Below are 17,601 nucleotides of genomic sequence, written 5' to 3' on the forward strand. Positions count from 1 at the left end.
CAAGGCGCGGGCCGGTTCAGGCGGCGGCGCGGACAGCGTCGTTGAGCGCGGCGATCTCGGTACGGGCCTTGTTCAGGCCGGCTTCGCGGGCTTCCGGGCCCATTGCCAGGCCGTGGGCGCGCACGAACTGGATATCGGTGATGCCCAGGAAGCGCAGCACGGCGTCCATGGTGATCTCATGCAGATCCAGCGCCGCGTCATCCTGGCGCACACCGCCACGCGACGACACCACGATGGCGCGCGCCCTGGCCAGCCCTTCGGGACCGTTGGCCGTGTAGCGGAACGAGCGGCCAGCCTGCGCCACGCGGTCGATCCAGGCCTTGAGCTGGCTCGGGATGCCGAAGTTGTACTGCGGCGCGCCGATCACCAGCACGTCGGCGGCCAGGAATTCAGCCAGGAACGTCTCGGTACGGTCGAGTTCGGCCTGCTGCTCGGCATTCAGGCCATCCTTCGGGCCACCCAGCACGGGCAACAGGTGGTTGCCGAGGTGGGCCGGCGCGTCGCGGTCCAGGTCGCGCACGGTGACGTTGGCGCCCGGGTTGGCGGCCACGAGGTCGGCCACGATGCTGGCGGTCAGGTTGCGCGAAACGGAGTTGTCGCCCAGTACGCTCGAATCGATTTGGAGGATGTTCATTTGTCTGGCCCCACTGAAGTTCGTTTGGATGGCTGAAAGATAGAGGCTGGCCATTGATGCCGGTAGTGAGGCAAAATGCAAATGATTGTTCTGTTTGTGCAACGACAGAACGCGTGATTCGTGAAAAGGCCATTCCGATGCAGGATCTCAACGATTTGTCGCTGTTCGCCCAGGTGGTTCAGCACGGCAGTTTCTCGGCGGCCAGCCGGGCCACGGGCGTGCCCAAATCGCGCCTGTCGCGGCGCATCGCCCAGCTGGAGCGCGATCTCGGCGTGCAACTGCTGCGCCGGACCACGCGACAGGTGCGTGTTACGCCACTTGGCGAGGCGTACTACGCGCGCTGCCGCGACATGCTGCAGGCCGCCGAGGCGGCGCGCGACGTGATCGACCATGCCCGCGAGCAGCCCGGCGGTGCGCTGCGGGTCAGTTGCCCGGTGGCGATCGTGCAGATCCTGCTGGCGCCGAACATCGGCCAGTTCATGCGGGCCAACCCCGGCATCGAGCTGGAGATCGAGGCAACCAACCGGCGCGTGGACGTGATCGGGGAGGGCTTCGACCTGGCGCTGCGCGTGCGCAACGTGCTCGACGATTCGAGCCTGGCCGTGCGTACCTTCGGCAAGAGCGACCTGAAGCTGGTGGCCAGCCCGGCGCTGCTCGACAGCATCGGGCGGCCGCGCACCCCGCAGGCGCTCGAAGGCATGCCGGGGCTGGCCCAGAAGCCGCACGAGGGCCGCCATGTCTGGACGCTGTTCGACAAGGCCGGCGAGCCGGTGCACATCGGCTACACGCCGCGCCTGATTTCCGACGAGTTCGCGCTGCTGCGCGAGGCTGCCATCGCCGGTGCCGGGCTGGCGATGCTGCCGCGCATGTATTGCCGCGACGAGATCGAGCGCGGCGACCTCGAAGTGGTGCTGCCGCAGTGGGATTTGCCGATGGGCGTGCTGCACGCCGTGTTTCCCTCGCGGCAGGGCGTCACGCCCGCGCTGCGGCGCTTTCTCGATTTTCTGGCCGAAGTGCTACCCGAGCATGGCCGGCGCGTGGGCATGATCCCCCATGGCGGGCCATCCATGCATGCCGCGCCGCCGCTGGTGGGCGATGCGGCAGTGCCGCCCGGCGGCGGCAAGCCATGACACCGTGCGGATGCGCCGAATTCCGGTCGAACGCGACAAGCCAGCGTCTTTACCTTCACGCCGGCACGGGCTAAGGTAGTTGAATGCAGGTCACATGGAGGATCTGCAATCCAACTATCGGGAGCCAAAGCGATGAGTCGCACGCAAGGAACGCAAGACGTCGGCAAGGCCATTCTCCGCATCGCCCTTGGGGTGCTGATCCTGTTGCACGGCATCGCCAAGCTGATGTCCGGCCCCGGCTTCGTCGAACAGGTGGTCACCCAGGCCGGGCTGCCGGCCTTCGTGGCCTATGGCGTCTACATCGGCGAGGTGCTGGCGCCCGTCCTGCTGATCATCGGCCTGTGGACGCGCGCCGCCGCGCTGATCGTTGCCATCAACATGCTGTTCGCGCTCGGCCTGGTCCACGCGAAGCAATTTGGCGAAATGGCCAATACCGGAGGCTGGGCGCTGGAGCTGCAGGGCATGTACCTGGCGGCGGCGCTGGCCGTGGCGTTTCTCGGTGCCGGCCGCCTCAGCGTGGGCGGCATCGATGGCAAATGGAACTAGGAGCCTGAACACCATGCATCAACCGAACGTCCTGCGTAACACCCCGGCTACGCGCGTGCTGCCAGTGGCCGGCACGCTGCTGGCCGCACTGGTCCTGACCGGCTGCGCCACCGGCCCGGACATCCGCACCGACTACAACCGCAGCGCCGATTTCGCGCAATACCGCACGTTCGGCTTCGTGCCGCGCCCGGGCACCGACCGGCAGGGCTACGAGAGCCTGACCACGCAATACCTGAAAGCGGCCACGTCGCGCGAGATGGCCGCCCGCGGCTACGAATACGTGCCGCGCCAGCCAGACCTGCTGATCAACTTCAACATGCAGTTCCACCAGCGCATCGCCAGCGCGCCGGCGCCGCTGCCGCCGCCGGGCTACCTGGGCTACTACTCGTACCGGGGCGGCCTGTACGCGCCGTGGCCGGGCTATGGCTTCTACAACGACACGTATACCTATACCGAGGGCACGCTGAACATCGACGTGATCGACGCGCGCAAGAACCAGCTGGTCTGGGAGGGCATTGCCCAGGGCGACGTGAACCAGGCCGATCCGCAGAACAACCAGCCGGCCATCGACAAGGTGGTGGGGCAGATCTTCGCCAAGTACCCGTTCCGCGCCGGCCAGCCCGCGCCGGCTGGCGCGCCGCCCGCCAAATAACCTGCCGACCTCCCGCCCCTTGCCCCGCGCACGCCAGAACTTTAGCGAAAGTTCAAAGTAAGTTTTTGCGTGCGCGGCGGTCTGGCCGTGCCAGACCCGCTACAATCCCTGCCCGTGGTTTTTGAACTGTCATATTGAAATGGGTCTGGGCTGGTTCGGAATTTCGACCTTCTGGCTGTTGCCGCTTGTCTGGCGAACGGTGAGCCGCGCGCTGGCCGGCGACCGCCGCCTGTTCGGCCGCGGCTCGCTGCGCGTGTGGATGGGAACGGTGCTGGTGCTCGGCGCCAGTGCGACGCTCGAAGCGCTCACCGGCGGCGAGTCAGCCGACGCGTTGGCCGGAGGCAGTGCAGGGCACGCGCTGGCTGGCGTGGCATCGGGCATGCTCGGCTGGACCGGCGCGCTGCTGATGATGCTGGCCGTGCTGGGGCTCTCGGCGCCGATGGTGTTCGGCGAGACCTGGCGTAGCCTGTTCCTGCTGCACCGTCCGCCGATGGACCCCGAGGATGATCGTCCCGCGCCCAAGCCCGCCGCCCGTGCGGAGGCACGTGCCACGGACACCATGCGCCACGAATCCGTGGCACCAGCAGCCACGCGCGATGGCGCCAGCCGCTGGGAAACCACGTCGATGCCTTCGCAGCCGGGTCGCCAGCCGGTGCGGCAGAAGGGTATCGAGCCCGTCTCCGCGCGCCGCCAGCCCGCGTGGCAGCCGCCGCCGCGCACGCGCGAATCGCCGCCGCAGCCGGGCGAGATCTGGCTCCAGCATGCCGACGCCCCGGGCGCCATCCGCCGCGACCCGCTCGGCACGGCGCCCAAGCCTGCCGTTCCCGAATCGAAGCCCGCGCCGCGCCCCGAGGTACGTCCTGACAGCCGCCCCGACGTTCGCCCGGCGCCGAAGCCCGAGCCCCGGCCCGCGCCGAAGGCCGCTCCCCAGGCCACCGTTGTCAGCAGCCCGTTCCGCAATCCGCAACTCGGCCTGCGCTCGGCCGTGACCACGCTGCCCGAAGCCGTGGCCCGGCCGGCGGCCACCACGGTGATGCCGGTCGTGGCGCCCGCCGCCGCCGCCGTGCTGGCAGACGATGACGTGGCGGTGGCCGAAGCCCCGCCGGAATTGCCAGCCGTCGACCTTGCCGAATCCGAAACCGAATCCGAATCCGAGGCCGAAACACCGCAGGGCGCCGTCACCGTCGAGTCGCTCCGGGCCGAAGCCCTGACGCTGCTCGCCGAACTGCGCGCGCTGGCCGGCAACCGGGAACCGGTGCCCGAGCCCGCCGTGGCGGCGGAAACGCCATCGGAGACCGTGCTGGCCGAGAGCGACGAGTTCGCGGAAGTTGCCGCCATCGAGCCGGAACCCGAACCGGAGCCGGAGCCGGAGCCGGAACCAGAGCCAGTGCCAGAACCCGAGCCCGAAGCCACCCCGGACATCCCGCAGGAAGCGGCCGCCCCGCCGGCCCCGACCGCCTCGGAAGCGATCGACCAGGCCGTGGCCGCCTCGATCGCAGAGGATGAGCCAGGCGCGCCGCCGGCCGCAGAGGAACCGGCGCAGGTCGAGGACGCCAATGTCTTCGTCCAGCCCGCGCCCAAGCCGCGCATCGTGTTGCAGGCCGTGGTCGGCAATACCGTGCCGCTGCATTCCGTACCGGTGGCCAGCCAGCCGGCGCCTCCCGCGCCACCCCCGCCGCCCCGGGCGCCGGTGGACTACCGCCTGCCCGGCCTCGACCTGCTCGCCGCCGAGGACGACAACGTCGAGACCGTCTCCGAGGAACGGCTGCACCAGACCGGCGAACTGATCGCCCAGCGGCTGGCCGAGTTCAAGGTGCCGGTGTCGGTGGTCGGCGCCAGCGCCGGGCCGGTCATCACGCGCTTCGAGGTCGATCCGGCCGTGGGCGTGCGTGGCTCGCAGGTGGTTGGGCTGATGAAGGATCTGGCGCGCGCGCTCGGCGTGACGTCGATCCGCGTGGTCGAGACCATCCCCGGCAAGACCTGCATGGGCCTGGAACTGCCCAATGCCAAGCGCCAGATGATCCGCCTGTCCGAGATCGTCAGCGGCAGCGCGTTCGACTCGCATGCCTCCCGGCTCGTGCTGGCAATGGGCAAGGACATCACCGGCAACCCCGTGGTCACCGATCTGGCCCGCGCCCCGCACCTGCTGGTGGCCGGTACCACCGGCTCGGGCAAGTCCGTGGCGGTCAACGCGATGATCCTGTCGATGCTGTACAAGGCCACGCCCGAGGACGTGCGCCTGATCATGATCGACCCCAAGATGCTCGAACTGTCGGTCTACGAGGGCATTCCGCATCTGCTGGCGCCCGTGGTCACCGACATGAAGCAGGCCGCGCACGCGCTGAACTGGTGCGTGGGCGAGATGGAGAAGCGCTACCGGCTGATGTCGGCGCTCGGCGTGCGCAACCTGGCGGGCTACAACCAGAAGATCCGCGCGGCCGAGGCGGCCGGGCGCAAGGTGCCGAATCCGTTCTCGCTGACGCCCGACGCGCCCGAGCCGCTCTCCACGCTGCCGCTGATCGTGGTGGTCATCGACGAACTGGCCGACCTGATGATGGTGGCCGGCAAGAAGATCGAGGAACTGATCGCGCGGCTGGCCCAGAAGGCCCGCGCGGCCGGCATCCACCTGATCCTGGCCACGCAGCGGCCATCGGTGGACGTGATCACCGGCCTGATCAAGGCCAACATCCCCACGCGCGTGGCCTTCCAGGTCTCGTCCAAGATCGATTCGCGGACCATTCTCGACCAGATGGGCGCCGAAAGCCTGCTGGGCGCGGGCGACATGCTGTTCCTGCCGCCGGGCACCGGCTATCCGCAGCGCGTGCACGGCGCCTTCGTGGCCGACGAGGAAGTGCACCGCGTGGTGGAGCACTGGAAGCAGTTCGGCGAGCCGGACTATGACGAGGCCATCCTGGCCGGCGACGTGCCCGAAGGCGCCGCCGACCTGTTCGGCGAAGGTGGCGGCGACGGCGAGGCCGATCCGCTCTACGACGAGGCCGCCCAGTTCGTGCTGACCTCGCGCCGCGCGTCGATCTCGGCCGTGCAGCGGCACCTGCGCATCGGCTACAACCGGGCCGCGCGCCTGATCGAACAGATGGAGGCGGCCGGGCTGGTCTCGCCAATGGGCCGCAACGGCACCCGCGAAGTGACCGCGCCGGGCGGCCCGGCCGACTGACGCCACACAAGGAGCCGGCCATGACCGCGACCCGAGGCAACCTGCTCCACGATGTACCCGTGCATGCCGCCGGCGAGGTCTTCACCGAACTGGGCGCCTGGCAGGCCAGCGGCAGGGTCCGCATCGAACGCATCGTCTCGAACGGGCAAGCCAGTCCGCCCGGCTTCTGGTACGACAGCGCCGACGACGAATGGGTGCTGGTGATCAGCGGCAGCGCGGCGGTGGCCATCGACGATGGCACCACCCACACGCTCGGCGCCGGCGACTGGCTGCGGCTGCCGCCGGGGTGCCGGCACCGGGTGGCCTGGACGGACGGCGCCCAGCCCACGATCTGGCTGGCGGTACATGTGAGCCCCTGAAAGGGGAGCAGAACACGAGGAGACACCGCTTGCCCCGCTTCATCCGGTTGTTCCCGGCCCTCCTGCTCGCCACCGTCGCCACGGTCGCCACCGTCGCCACCGTCGCCACGGCCCATGCCGACACGCTCCGCGTTGGCTCCAAGCGGTTCACCGAGTCCTACATCCTCGGCGAGATCCTGACGCAGGACGCCGCGCCGCACGCCGAGGTACGCCACCTGCCCGGCCTCGGGAACACGGCCATCCTGTTCGAGGCGCTCAAGGCGGGCAGCATCGACGCCTATCCCGACTACACCGGCACGCTGGCCAGCGAAATCCTCAGACTGCCGCCGCCCGCCACGCTCGACCGGATCAACGCCGCACTGGCGCCGCTGGGGCTGGCCGCCGGCATTCCGCTTGGTTTCGACAACACCTATGCCATCGCCGTGTCCGATGCCCGCGCGGGCAGCCTGCGCACGCTCGGCGATCTGGCGAAGCAGCCGGCGCTGAAGCTCGGTCTGTCGCACGAATTCATCGGACGCGCCGATGGCTGGCCGGCACTGGTGCGCGCCTATGGCATGCCGCAGCAGCCGATCGGCATCGACCACGGGCTGGCGTACGAGGCGCTGGCCAATGGGCAGATCGACGCCACCGACATCTACGCCACCGACGCCAAGATCCGCAAGTACGGCCTGCGCGTGCTCACCGACGACCGCCACGTGTTCCCGCGCTATGACGCCGTGATCGTCCATCGTGCCGATGTGCCGCACCGCTTTCCCGCCGCATGGCAGGCGTGGCAAGGGCTGGCGGGACGCATCGACGCCCCGGCGATGACCGGCATGAATGCCGCGGCGGAGATCGACGGCGAATCGTTCGCCGCCGTGGCGCGCCGCTTCCTGGCCGGCAGCCAGGCCGCCGTGACCCCGGCCGACCGCCGCCATGGGCTGCTGGGGGCCTTGCTGGGCCCGGAAACCTGGCGGCTGACCGTGCGCCATCTGGCGCTGGTGGGCGGCGCGGTCGGTGCCGCCACGCTGGTGGGCGTGCCGCTCGGCATCGTGGCCGCGCGCCGGCGCCGGACCGGGCAGGCGTTGCTGGCCATCGTCGGCGTGCTGCAAACCGTGCCGTCGCTGGCGCTCCTGGCCATGCTGATCCCGCTGCTGGGCCGCATCGGCATCTGGCCGGCGCTGATCGCGCTGTTCCTCTACGCGCTGCTGCCGATCGTGCGCAATGCCTGCACCGGCCTGCAGGAAGTGCGCCCGGGCATGCGCGATGCGGCGCGCGCGCTGGGCTTCCGCCCGTTGCAGGTGCTCCGTTACGTGGAGCTGCCACTTGCCATGCCGGTCATGCTGGCCGGCATCAAGACGGCCGCGATCATCAGCGTGGGAACGGCCACGATTGCCGCGTTCGTCGGGGCGGGCGGATATGGCGAGCGCATCGTCACCGGGCTGGCGCTCAACGACACCACGCAGTTGCTGGCCGGTGCCATTCCGGCGGCCTTGCTGGCGGTGGCCGTGCAGGGGGCGTTCGGCGCACTGGAATGGAGCCTCCAGCGCGGGCGCCGTTGAGGCGGTCGCGTCAAAGGCGGGCGTCGCATGGCCAAGAATTAAAGAATCTGCGATGTACCCCCCGGGGCGTAGGCAGTACGGTAGCGGGACCAGCTTACCTACCTCGGAGATCAGCACCATGAAAAACACCGCGGCCTTCACACTACTGGCATTGGCTTGTGCCGGTGCGCCTGCCGTGGCAGCGGAAACCGCGGACCTCGGAGTCGGCGGCAAGGTCCGCCCCGGCATCTGCAATATCTCGCTCGATTCGTACACCGGCGGCAGCGTCGTGGACTACGGCAACATCGATATCGACAAGCTCATCAAGGATGCGGACGGCAACGGGCACCTGCTCGACGCCGGTGTCACGGTCAGCGTGGCCTGCGGCGCCGGCATCCAGGTTGGCCTGACGGTGTCCGATGGCCGCGCCGGCACCGTGCCGGCCGGCTTCGATACGGCCATCGCCGAGAACTACGCAGGTATCACGCCGGTCGCGGGTGCCTCGTTCGGGCTCGGCAGCACCACGGACGGCGCGCTGATCGGCGGCTACCTGATGCATCTGGCGCCCCAGTTCGGCGGCGTGAAGATCGGCACCGCCGATGCTGGCATGTTGCGCTCCGACGACAGCGGCGCGACCTGGACCGCCCTCGCGTCCGGCGGCGAGAACGCCGGCGCGCGCATCATGCTGCCGTCCGGCAAGCGCGTCCACACCTGGGCCAGCACCACCGATGGCAAGGTCAACACCACACCTGCCGCAGTGACCACCGCTTCGGCGCGCTACGAAATATTCTCGGTCATCCTGCCGAAGGACGACTTGCCGCTGACCGGTGAGATTGCCATCGACGGACAGGCCACATTCACGCTCGTCTATCTCTGAGGCGGAGTTTGCTGGTCAGCCCGAAACGAATTTCTGCAGTAGCCGGCGGAATTCCTCGAACTCCTCATTGGTAAATCCCCGCAATCGCTGGTTGAGTACTTCAGGTGCAATGGTGGGGATTTCCTCTGCAATATTTCTTCCCTTGTTGGTCAGCGTCAGATTTACCACGCGCCGATCGTCGATACTGCGGCTGCGTTCAAGCAGGCCCTTTTCCTCGAGTTTGTCGAGCATGCGGGTCATCAGGCCGCTATCGATGCCCAGGACCTTGCTGATTTCGAAAGGCGTGCTGGCCACGCCGCGCGTCAGGCAGAGCAGGATGCCCATTTGCTGGGCGTTGATATCGAGCGGGCGCAGGGCCGAATCCAGTTCGGTCAGCAGGCTGTTGCGGGCCCGATTCAGGTGGAATCCAATGCTCTGAGTCAGCTGGAAGTTTTCGGGAGTGTAGTGCTTCACTGTGGTTTCCTTTGTGTTGCACCGAAGAAATTTGATCAGTCAGTAACCGATCCGCGGTTTGAACCGCGGTTGCGACGGCGGTTCATGGGAGCGTAGTCTGGCAAATCCTGAACGGTATGGGAATTCAATTTTATTGTCTCTAGATTTAGAAGAAATGGAAACCGTGTCATTGTCTTTTAGGTAATGGCAAAACCTTTGCATTAGTTTTGAGATAATCCCCCGTACGGGTTATTGAATGACCTGACAATATGTCATTGCCTGATACGTTCCGCGTTCCGGAAATCACCCGGATGCGGGATGTGGGAGGCGGGTGCCCTTTTTCGCCGTGACATCGCAAAGAACTTAATACAGGCGACGAGAAAGTTCATCACGTCGGGGTGCGCATCGGAAGAATCGCTCCGGTACATTGGGTTCGGGAGAAGGGTACGTCTCTTGTCCGCCGTCCGATTTGTTCCTGGAGTCCCGAGCATGCGGAAACTTCGCGCCTGGAAGCGTCTTGGTAGTGTCTGTGTCGGTTGTACCCTGTTGGCGTCTGGCGCGATGGCGCAGACCAGTGCCGAACTGGCCAACAAGAGCAACAATCCCCTGAATCTCGCCCCCGCGTTCAATATCCACAATTTCTATTCGCCGCGCCTTTATGGCAGCGGCGCGCACACCAACGATTTTCTGCTGCGCCCGACCATTCCGATTGCGCCGGGCAGCCTGGTGGGCGTACCGCAGATCGTGCGCGGCACCATCCCGATCAGCACGCGGCCGAATGCCAATGGCTCCTATGACACCGGCCTCGGCGATATCAACCTGTTCGACATCTTCCTGCTGCGCAGCGAGGGGATCCAGCTCGGCGCCGGGCCGTTGCTGACGATTCCCACCGCCACCGACCCAAGCCTGGGCACGGGCAAGTGGCAGGCCGGGCTGGCGGGCGTGGTGGTCGACGCCAAGCCGGCGCGGCTGCTGGGCATGCTGGTGCAGTGGCAGCACTCGTTTGCCGGGCAGAGCAGCCGCCCCGACGTGCAGTCGCTGACCGCGCAGCCGTTTGCGATCTTCAACCTGCCACACGGCTGGTATATCCGTTCCACCGGCACCTGGACGTTCGACCTGCAGCGCGGCAGCTACTACGTGCCGGTCGGTCTCGGCGCGGGCAAGGCGTGGAAGGAGGGCAGCACGATCTTCAACGCCTTTATCGAACCGCAGTATTCGGTCCTGCATGACGGCGCGGGCGTACCCCAGTGGACGGTCTTCGCCGGGCTCAACATGACGTTCGGCAAATGAGACGCGCCGCGCCGGCGTTGATGCTGGTAGCAGGCGCCTGGCTGGCCACGGCGCACGGTGAAGCTGCGGCGCAAACCGCTGCCGCCGATGCCCCGGCAGCGGCCCCGGCCGCCGCCGAACCGGCTCCCAAGCCGAAACTGTCGTTCTTCGATCCCGAGGACGGCATGCTCGACGCCAGCGATTTCCTGCTCAACCACAAGGGCGCACTGCCGATCCCGACGATCATCACCGAGCCGGCGATCGGCTATGGCTTCGGGCTGGGGCTGGCCTTCTTCTCGCAATCGATGGCCGAAGCGGCGCAGGAGGCGCGCCGGTCTGGCCGTGGGCCAGCCCCGCCGAACATCACGGCCGTGGGCGGCGCCTACACAGAGAACGGCACGTGGGCGGCCGGGGCCGCGCATTTCCACACCTGGGGCGGCGACCGCATCCGCTACATGGGCGCGATCGGCAAGGTCAACGCGAATCTCGAATACTTCGGGCTGGCCAACCAGCCGCGCGCCTACGAGCTGGACGGCTTCGCGCTGGTGCAGCAGTTGCTGTTCCGGCTCGGCGATTCGCGCTGGTACATCGGGCCGCGCTACGTCTATGCCGATACCTCGGCGACGTTCAAGTTTGGCGGTACGGCCGGGGAGCTGGGGCCGATCGAAAAAAAACAGCGCATCGGCAATGGCGGGCTGGTCATCGACTACGACTCGCGCGACAACATCTTCTATCCGAACAAGGGTATCTACGCCGAGTTCGAGGCGCAGTTCGCGCGGGGCGGGCTTGGCAGTACGCAGAGCTTCGACATGTACAACGCGCGTGGCTTTACCTGGCTGCCGCTGTCTCGCAAGTGGATTCTCGGGCTGCGGGCCGACACGAAATTCTCGACCGGTGACGTGCCGTTCTACGCCCAGCCGTACGTCGACCTGCGCGGCGTGCAGAAAGGCCGCTACCAGGACCGTAACGCGCTGGCCGCCGAAGTGGAACTGCGCTGGGACGTGACGCCGCGCTGGTCGTTGCTGGCGTTTACCGGCACCGGCAAGGCTTATGGCCGCTGGCACGATTTCTCCGACGCCAGCACCGTCTTCAGCGTGGGCGGCGGATTCCGCTACATGCTGGCGCGCAAGCTGGGGCTGTCGATGGGGATCGACGTGGCCCACAGCAAGGACCAGAACGCGTTCTACATCCAGGTGGGCAGCGCCTGGCGCTAGCTCGCCAGGCGCTGCGCCTCACGACACGGCCGGGAAGTCGAGCGTCGTGTCGTTGACGCGGTTCAGCATGTTCGTGAACAGGATGGCGCTGATGGCCTGGATCGCCTCGACGATCTGGGTGTCGGTGTAGCCGGCGGCGCGCACCGCCTCCACAACCGGCGCCGGCACCGTGCCGCGCGTGCTGACCACTTCCACGGCGAAGCGCGTCAGCGCATCGATCTTCGCGTCGTCCGGAAAACTGCCGCCGCGCAGTTGCTTCGTCTGTTCGACGGTCAGGCCAGCCAGCTTCGTCCCGCTCAGCGTATGGGCCGCCACGCAATAGTCGCAGCCGCTGTGCTCGCTGACCGACAGGTTGATGGCTTCCAGTTCCTTGGCCGACAGGCTGCCGTTCTTGAGCGTGGCATTGGTCTGCAGCGCCTGGGCGAGTACCGCCGGGGCGTTGCTGCCGATGGTGGCGTAGGCATTGGGCACCTTGCCAACGGCCTTGCGGATGGCGCCGAAGAGTTCGGCGGTCTGGCCAGTGGCTTCGGCGGCGGAGAGGGTGTGGAGGCGGGTGGTCATGATCGGTTCCTTTCAAAGTTTGGGAGGGCTTCGGCGGCTCGTTGGAATCGCGTTGCCTTGAGAGGAATAGTAGCGGGCCGGGTGAGACGAATGAGCTAGAATCGGCTCACTTTCTTGCTCAAACGTCTCAATTTCAGGGGTACCTCGATGATTGACAGTCTTGGCGAACTCATCCGCATGCTGGCGCCGCGCGGTACGGTAGATCTCCATTGCCGGGTGGCGGGCGCGTGGTCGTCGTTCCACGAGGCCGCGCCGCCGGGGCATGTGCCGTATCACGTCATCCTCGACGGGCAGGCCGATGTGCTGGCGGGCCGCCGCAAGCTGCACGTCACGGCGGGCGACGTGCTGATGTTTCCGCATGGCATGGCGCATACGGTGTCGGGGCGGCACGCCGGTACCCGGCGCGCGCCGTCCGCCCGGTTCAACGGCGTGGTGACCGAGGTGGTGGTGCCCGGCAATGCCGAACCGCTCGACATCCTGTGCGGGACGTTCGTGGTGGGCAGCACGGCCGGCGTGCTGATGGGCAGCCTGCCCGAGATCGTGCGCGTGCCGACTTCGGGCGGCTGGCTGGCCGGGCTGATCGGCATGATGCACGCCGAGGCGGAGACGCCCGGGCCGGGCAGCATGGCCATCGTCGAGGACCTGTCGCGCGCGCTGTTCACGGTGGTGCTGCGCACGCTGCTGGCCGACGGGACGTTTTCGCAGGGTGCCCTCGCGCTGCTCGCGGACGCCGGCACGGCGCGGGCGTTCGACGCCATCCTGGCCGATCCGGTGCGGCCTTGGACGGCGTCGAGCCTCGCGGCGGCCTGCAATGTGTCGCGCGCCACGCTGATCCGCCGCTTCGCGCAGGCCGGGCTGACGCCGCGCAGCCTGCTGGTGCAACTGCGCATGGATCGGGCCGGGCAACTGCTGCGCGAGAGCGGGATGTCGGTGGCCGTGGTGGGGGCCGAATGCGGCTATGCCTCGCCGTCCGCCTTCACACGGCTGTTCACGCGGCACTATGGCATCGGCCCCGCCGCGTACCGGCGCCGGGAACTGGGCGGCGGCGAGGTGTCGGGGGACTGACACCGGTGTCTTTGGCACGGGCTGTGCTCGGTATCGCCACGGAAGTCTGGTCGTGAAGTGATCGTAGCGGCATATTTCGGCATCGCTGCTGGCGTGCCGCGCCGGGCCGACTAGACTTCCGGAGAACGATGACTGGTGTCAGTTGCGGAGGATTCGCCATGGCAGCGCGCTCGATTGCCTCGCTATCGATCAGTTTCGGGCTGGTTTCGATCCCGGTGAAGGTCTATTCGGCCACCGAGACCAAGTCGGCGGTCAGTTTCAATCTGCTGCACAAGGGCTGCGGCTCGCGGCTGCGGCAGCAGTACATCTGCCTCAAGGAAGACGTGGTGGTGGACCGCTCCGAGATGGTCAAGGGTTACGAATTCGAGAAAGACCGCTACGTAACCTTTACGCCGGATGAACTCAAGGCGCTGGAAGACGCGGCCGAGCAGACGATCGACATCGTGTCGTTCATGCCGGTGGGCGCCATCGATCCGATCTACTTCGACAAGGCTTACTACCTGGGCCCCGACAAGCGCGGCGCCAAACCCTACAACCTGCTGGCCGAGGCGATGCGCGAGACCGGCACCTGCGCGCTGGCCAAGTGGGCCTGGAAGGGCAAGCAGTACATGGTGCAGATCCGCGTGGGCGACGATGGCCTGGTGTTGCAGCAACTGCTCTACGCCGACGAGGTGCGCGACATGACCGAACTGCACGTGGAGCGGGCCGATGTGAACGCTGCCGAGCTGAAGCTCGCGCAGCAGTTGATCGAGCAGAACTCGGTGGAGGGCTATGACGCCGCCGCCTACACCGACGAGGAGAAGCAGCGCATCCTCGACCAGATCGACAAGAAGATTGCCGGCAAGAAGATCACGGTGGCCGCCGAGACGCCGGCGCCGGCGGGCGGCGAGGTGATCGACCTGATGGAGGCGCTGCGCAAGAGCATCGGCGCCAACAAGCGGCAGCCGGCAGCCAAGGCGGCCGGCAAGGCGGCCCCCAAGGTGGCGGCCAAGGCCGAGCCGGAGGCGCCGCCAGCCCGCAAGACCGCCCGGCGCGCCACCCCGGCGCCGGCCGAGGCGCCCCGGCGCGCGGCGCGCAAGTAGGGGGCGCCGGCCGCGATGCAATCCTATTCGATGCGCGAAGTCCAGGCGCTGCTTGGCATCTCGCGCACGGTGGTCACCGCCCTGATCGCCGCCGGCGTGATCGCCCCGCGGCGCGGCGCGCGGCATGAATACCGGTTCAGCTTTCAGGACGTGGTGCTGCTGCGCACGGCGCAGTCGCTGCGCGACGCGGGCATCCCGGCGCGCCAGGTCACGCGTTCGCTGCGCCGGCTGCAGGGGCTTGGCGAGGGGCGTCCGCCCACCGGCCTGCGCGTGACGGCCGTGGGCGGCGATGTGACCGTGCAGGACCGCCATGGCCGCTGGCATGTGGATTCCGGCCAGTTCGTGCTCGACCTCGACGCACTCAGCGATTCCGCCCGGGCGGCCGTGCTCGAACTGCGCCGGCCCGAGCGCGATACCCGCGATGCGGCCGGCAACCCCAACGACAATCCCGCCGCGTGGTTCGAACGGGCCGTGGCGCTGGAGCGCACCGACCCCGCCCGGGCCGAGGACGCGTACCTGCGGGCCGTGTCGGCCGCGCCCGACTATCTCGACGCCTGGCTCAATCTCGGCTGCCTGCTATGCGATCAGGGGCGGTTCGCGGACGCGGCGCAGCGGTATGGCGATGCGCTGGCACATCTGCCCGATCAGCCGCTGCTGCACTTCAACCTGGGGGTGGCGCTGGAGGATCTCGGCGCGCCGCGCGCGGCACTCGCCAGCTACCACGCCTGCATCGACCTGGCGCCCGAGTTTGCCGACGCGCACTACAACGCCGCACGCCTGCACGAGGAACTGGGCGACCCGCATCGCGCGATTCGCCATTACAACCAGTACCGCCGGCTGGAACCGGTGGATTGAGGGAAGGGGCAGGGTTCAGCCCACGGCGCCTTGCCAGAGCAGCGCGCCGTTCAGGAACAGGATGATCGCGGCGCAGCCCCAGGCCAGCATCAGCGGCAGGCCCCGCACGCGCCACGCTCCCATCAACTCCCGGCTCGACGCAAAGCTGATCAGCGGCACCACGGCCAGCGGCAGCGTCAGGCTCAGCACCACCTGGCTGGCCACCAGCAGGCTGGCCGAGCCGTGTTCTCCGAATGCGGAGACGGCCATCAGCGCCGGCACGATCGCCACGGCGCGCGTCAGCAGCGCGCGGCGCATGCGCGACATCTTCAGGTTCAGGAAGCCCTCCATCACGGCCTGCCCGGCCAGCGTGCCGGTCAGCGTCGAGTTCAGGCCGCAGGCCAGCAGCGCCACCGCAAACAACAGGCTGGCCAGGTCAGAGTGCAGCAGCGGGGCGAGCAGGCGATGGGCGTCGGCCAGGTCCTCGACATCGGTCAGCCCATTGGCGTGGAACACCGAGGCGGCCAGGATCAGCAGCGCCGCGTTGATCAGGAAGGCGAAACTGAGCGAGCCGAACGTATCGAGGCTCATGCCACGCAGGATTTCGGCCAGCGAGCGGCGCCGCTCGCGGCGCTCGCCGGGCGGCGGCGTGAAGCGGCGCACCAGCGCCGAATGAAGGAACAGGTTGTGCGGCATCACCGTGGCGCCAACGATGCCGGCGGCCAGCCACAGCATGCCGGCATCGCGCACCAGATCGGCCGACGGCGCCATGCCGCCGAGCACGGCGGCCCACTCGGGCTGCGCCATGGCCAGCTGGGCCACGAAGCAGAAAGCCACCAGCAGGATCAGGCTGGCGACCATGGCCTCCATGGTGCGCTGGCCGTGCCGCTGCACCGCCAGCATCAGGATGGTCACCACGGCGGCAATCAGCACGCCGACCCAGAGCTTGACGTGGAACAACAACTGGAGCGCCACGGCGCTGCCGACGATCTCGGCCACGTCGCAGGCAATGATCGCGATTTCGCTGGCCACCCAGAGCGCCATCGTCACCGGCCGCGAGAACCGCTCGCGGCACAGTTGCGCCAGATCGCGCCCCGTCACCACGCCCACGCGGGCCGCAATCCACTGCAGCAGCATCGCCATCACGCTCGATGCCGCAATCACGATCAGCAGGCTGTAACCGTACTTGGCACCCCCGGCAATGGCCGTGGCCCAGTTGCCCGGGTCCATGTAGCCCACGGCCACCAGGGCGCCGGCGCCCACGAATGCAAGGCGCGAGCGCCGGGCCGGCAGGGCGGCGGCGGTGGGCTCGAGTACGGCGGATTCGGTCGGGGGCGGCATGGGACTTCAGACTCCTGGGGCAGTCGGGACCTCGGGAGGATCCCCATACGGCATTCTAGGCTCTTATTGAGAATAGTTCCCAATTGTATTTGCGCAATCGCATGATAGTTGTCGCAAATGCCGGTTCGGACACAAGTGTTCACATAACCACAACAGGTGGACACGTTTTGCGGGGTGTTTCGAGCCCATAGTTGCTCGGTCAACACTTCCAATTCATACGCAAATTACGTACACTATGCATGCGACATTCGTTGAGCTACCGGTATTCGAGAAGAGGCGGTCGGAATTCATGGACGACGAAGGCTTCCAGCTGTTGCAGGCTGCCTTGATGCTGCATCCCACCGGGGGCGATGTCATACCGGGTACGGGCGGACTGCGAAAACTGCGTTATGCCGACCCCCGTCGGGGTAAGGGCAAGCGCGGTGGTCTGCGGGTCATCTACTACTACTGGTGCGGCGGCCTGCAGTTCTGGCTTTTCTCACTATATGACAAGGATGGGCAGGCGGACCTTTCGCCGGCTCAGAAAGAACAGTTGAAGCAGTTCCTGGAACGGGAACTCAGACTAAGGAGGTACACATGACCCGCGACATCTTCGCCGAACTGGTCGACGGCTTCGAAGCGCTGGCCGCCGACCGCGAGGGCAAGGCCACGCTGCGTACGCACAAGGTAAGACTGGCCGATCTCACGGATATCGACGGTAAGGATCTCGTCGAAATCCGGCAGCAGTTCGGTATGTCCCGGCCGCTGTTCGCCATGTATTTGCGGACCAATGCCCGGACTCTGGAGAACTGGGAACAGGGGCGAGCCAAGCCGAATGCCCAGGCGATGGTGCTGATCAAGCTGGTCCAGAAGTATCCGGAAACCTTGGAAAGGCTTGCCTCGCTGGCATGATCGGCCCGTGTCGCAAGCC

Annotated in this window: 18 protein-coding genes; 14 read left to right on the forward strand and 4 right to left on the reverse strand. The window is 67.4% G+C overall.

The annotated features are described in order from the left end of the window. Nucleotides 1-16: 16 nt before the first annotated feature. Nucleotides 17-634, reverse strand: a complete 618-nt coding sequence (locus EV147_RS05300; RefSeq protein ID WP_130390051.1) for an FMN-dependent NADH-azoreductase — start codon at nt 632-634, stop codon at nt 17-19. Nucleotides 635-771: 137 nt separating this feature from the next. Here EV147_RS05300 and EV147_RS05305 point away from each other — a divergent pair, with 137 nt between their 5' ends. The 7 genes from EV147_RS05305 to EV147_RS05335 all read left to right on the forward strand — a co-directional run bounded on the left by EV147_RS05305 (nt 772) and on the right by EV147_RS05335 (nt 8,893). Continuing rightward, a complete protein-coding gene (locus tag EV147_RS05305) occupies nt 772-1,764 on the forward strand; it encodes a LysR substrate-binding domain-containing protein (protein WP_130391193.1) in 993 nt (330 codons plus the stop codon). A 132-nt stretch (nt 1,765-1,896) separates the two neighbouring features. Beyond that, entirely contained in the window at nt 1,897-2,310 is a 414-nt protein-coding gene (locus EV147_RS05310) for a DoxX family protein (RefSeq protein WP_130390052.1), read from the forward strand. A 13-nt stretch (nt 2,311-2,323) separates the two neighbouring features. After that, on the forward strand, nt 2,324-2,962 hold the full coding sequence (locus tag EV147_RS05315) for a DUF4136 domain-containing protein (RefSeq protein WP_130390053.1): 639 nt from the start codon (nt 2,324-2,326) through the stop codon (nt 2,960-2,962). Between the two features lie 139 nt (nt 2,963-3,101). Further along, a complete protein-coding gene (locus tag EV147_RS05320; protein ID WP_130390054.1) occupies nt 3,102-6,137 on the forward strand; it encodes a DNA translocase FtsK in 3,036 nt (1,011 codons plus the stop codon). A 20-nt stretch (nt 6,138-6,157) separates the two neighbouring features. Further along, entirely contained in the window at nt 6,158-6,496 is a 339-nt protein-coding gene (locus EV147_RS05325; protein ID WP_130390055.1) for a cupin domain-containing protein, read from the forward strand. Between the two features lie 62 nt (nt 6,497-6,558). After that, the gene (locus tag EV147_RS05330) at nt 6,559-8,037 is read left to right on the forward strand and encodes a glycine betaine ABC transporter substrate-binding protein (protein WP_235844665.1); all 1,479 of its coding nucleotides are present in this window, start codon (nt 6,559-6,561) and stop codon (nt 8,035-8,037) included. 118 nt (nt 8,038-8,155) lie between these two features. Beyond that, a complete protein-coding gene (locus EV147_RS05335) occupies nt 8,156-8,893 on the forward strand; it encodes a DUF1120 domain-containing protein (RefSeq protein ID WP_157994665.1) in 738 nt (245 codons plus the stop codon). Between the two features lie 15 nt (nt 8,894-8,908). Here the strand turns inward: EV147_RS05335 and EV147_RS05340 are convergent, their stop codons facing one another. Beyond that, nucleotides 8,909-9,346: a MarR family winged helix-turn-helix transcriptional regulator gene (locus tag EV147_RS05340; protein ID WP_130390058.1), complete on the reverse strand. Its 438-nt coding sequence runs from the start codon at nt 9,344-9,346 to the stop codon at nt 8,909-8,911. Between the two features lie 540 nt (nt 9,347-9,886). Here EV147_RS05340 and EV147_RS05345 point away from each other — a divergent pair. After that, the gene (locus EV147_RS05345; RefSeq protein ID WP_198680170.1) at nt 9,887-10,615 is read left to right on the forward strand and encodes a hypothetical protein; all 729 of its coding nucleotides are present in this window, start codon (nt 9,887-9,889) and stop codon (nt 10,613-10,615) included. Then, nucleotides 10,612-11,808, forward strand: a complete 1,197-nt coding sequence (locus EV147_RS05350; protein ID WP_130390060.1) for a BamA/TamA family outer membrane protein — start codon at nt 10,612-10,614, stop codon at nt 11,806-11,808. Before EV147_RS05345 ends, EV147_RS05350 begins: the two co-directional genes overlap by 4 nt. Nucleotides 11,809-11,826: 18 nt before the next feature. Here the strand turns inward: EV147_RS05350 and EV147_RS05355 are convergent, their stop codons facing one another. Next, entirely contained in the window at nt 11,827-12,369 is a 543-nt protein-coding gene (locus tag EV147_RS05355) for a carboxymuconolactone decarboxylase family protein (RefSeq protein WP_130390061.1), read from the reverse strand. A 147-nt stretch (nt 12,370-12,516) separates the two neighbouring features. On the opposite strand from EV147_RS05355, the gene EV147_RS05360 reads away from it, so the two are divergent. The 3 genes from EV147_RS05360 to EV147_RS05370 all read left to right on the forward strand — a co-directional run bounded on the left by EV147_RS05360 (nt 12,517) and on the right by EV147_RS05370 (nt 15,371). Then, entirely contained in the window at nt 12,517-13,434 is a 918-nt protein-coding gene (locus tag EV147_RS05360) for a cupin domain-containing protein (RefSeq protein ID WP_235844606.1), read from the forward strand. 158 nt (nt 13,435-13,592) lie between these two features. Further along, nucleotides 13,593-14,516 (forward strand): non-homologous end joining protein Ku, encoded by a 924-nt coding sequence (ku, locus tag EV147_RS05365; protein WP_130390062.1) that lies wholly within the window; start codon nt 13,593-13,595, stop codon nt 14,514-14,516. 15 nt (nt 14,517-14,531) lie between these two features. Beyond that, a complete protein-coding gene (locus EV147_RS05370; protein ID WP_130390063.1) occupies nt 14,532-15,371 on the forward strand; it encodes a tetratricopeptide repeat protein in 840 nt (279 codons plus the stop codon). Between the two features lie 15 nt (nt 15,372-15,386). On the opposite strand, the gene EV147_RS05375 is transcribed toward EV147_RS05370, so the two are convergent. Then, nucleotides 15,387-16,691, reverse strand: coding sequence for an Nramp family divalent metal transporter (locus EV147_RS05375; RefSeq protein ID WP_130390064.1), 1,305 nt, complete (start codon nt 16,689-16,691; stop codon nt 15,387-15,389). 289 nt (nt 16,692-16,980) lie between these two features. On the opposite strand from EV147_RS05375, the gene EV147_RS05380 reads away from it, so the two are divergent. Then, entirely contained in the window at nt 16,981-17,271 is a 291-nt protein-coding gene (locus EV147_RS05380; protein ID WP_235844607.1) for a type II toxin-antitoxin system RelE/ParE family toxin, read from the forward strand. Then, nucleotides 17,268-17,582, forward strand: a complete 315-nt coding sequence (locus EV147_RS05385) for a helix-turn-helix domain-containing protein (protein WP_130390066.1) — start codon at nt 17,268-17,270, stop codon at nt 17,580-17,582. The genes EV147_RS05380 and EV147_RS05385 overlap by 4 nt, the downstream gene beginning before the upstream one ends. The last annotated feature ends 19 nt before the right edge of the window (nt 17,583-17,601 follow it).

Source organism: Cupriavidus agavae (genome assembly GCF_004217045.1).
In the GTDB taxonomy this organism is placed as follows: Bacteria; Pseudomonadota; Gammaproteobacteria; order Burkholderiales; family Burkholderiaceae; genus Cupriavidus; species Cupriavidus agavae.

Bases quoted from the DNA above. Each gene is read 5' to 3' on its own strand.
- EV147_RS05370 (WP_130390063.1), top strand. From the start codon at position 14,532: ATGCAATCCTATTCGATGCGCGAAGTCCAGGCGCTGCTTGGCATCTCG.
- EV147_RS05360 (WP_235844606.1), top strand. From the start codon at position 12,517: ATGATTGACAGTCTTGGCGAACTCATCCGCATGCTGGCGCCGCGCGGT.
- EV147_RS05315 (WP_130390053.1), top strand. From the start codon at position 2,324: ATGCATCAACCGAACGTCCTGCGTAACACCCCGGCTACGCGCGTGCTG.
- EV147_RS05385 (WP_130390066.1), top strand. From the start codon at position 17,268: ATGACCCGCGACATCTTCGCCGAACTGGTCGACGGCTTCGAAGCGCTG.
- EV147_RS05380 (WP_235844607.1), top strand. From the start codon at position 16,981: ATGGACGACGAAGGCTTCCAGCTGTTGCAGGCTGCCTTGATGCTGCAT.
- EV147_RS05375 (WP_130390064.1), bottom strand. From the start codon at position 16,691: ATGCCGCCCCCGACCGAATCCGCCGTACTCGAGCCCACCGCCGCCGCC.
- EV147_RS05300 (WP_130390051.1), bottom strand. From the start codon at position 634: ATGAACATCCTCCAAATCGATTCGAGCGTACTGGGCGACAACTCCGTT.
- EV147_RS05320 (WP_130390054.1), top strand. From the start codon at position 3,102: ATGGGTCTGGGCTGGTTCGGAATTTCGACCTTCTGGCTGTTGCCGCTT.
- EV147_RS05350 (WP_130390060.1), top strand. From the start codon at position 10,612: ATGAGACGCGCCGCGCCGGCGTTGATGCTGGTAGCAGGCGCCTGGCTG.
- EV147_RS05325 (WP_130390055.1), top strand. From the start codon at position 6,158: ATGACCGCGACCCGAGGCAACCTGCTCCACGATGTACCCGTGCATGCC.
- ku (WP_130390062.1), top strand. From the start codon at position 13,593: ATGGCAGCGCGCTCGATTGCCTCGCTATCGATCAGTTTCGGGCTGGTT.
- EV147_RS05310 (WP_130390052.1), top strand. From the start codon at position 1,897: ATGAGTCGCACGCAAGGAACGCAAGACGTCGGCAAGGCCATTCTCCGC.
- EV147_RS05345 (WP_198680170.1), top strand. From the start codon at position 9,887: ATGGCGCAGACCAGTGCCGAACTGGCCAACAAGAGCAACAATCCCCTG.
- EV147_RS05355 (WP_130390061.1), bottom strand. From the start codon at position 12,369: ATGACCACCCGCCTCCACACCCTCTCCGCCGCCGAAGCCACTGGCCAG.
- EV147_RS05335 (WP_157994665.1), top strand. From the start codon at position 8,156: ATGAAAAACACCGCGGCCTTCACACTACTGGCATTGGCTTGTGCCGGT.
- EV147_RS05305 (WP_130391193.1), top strand. From the start codon at position 772: ATGCAGGATCTCAACGATTTGTCGCTGTTCGCCCAGGTGGTTCAGCAC.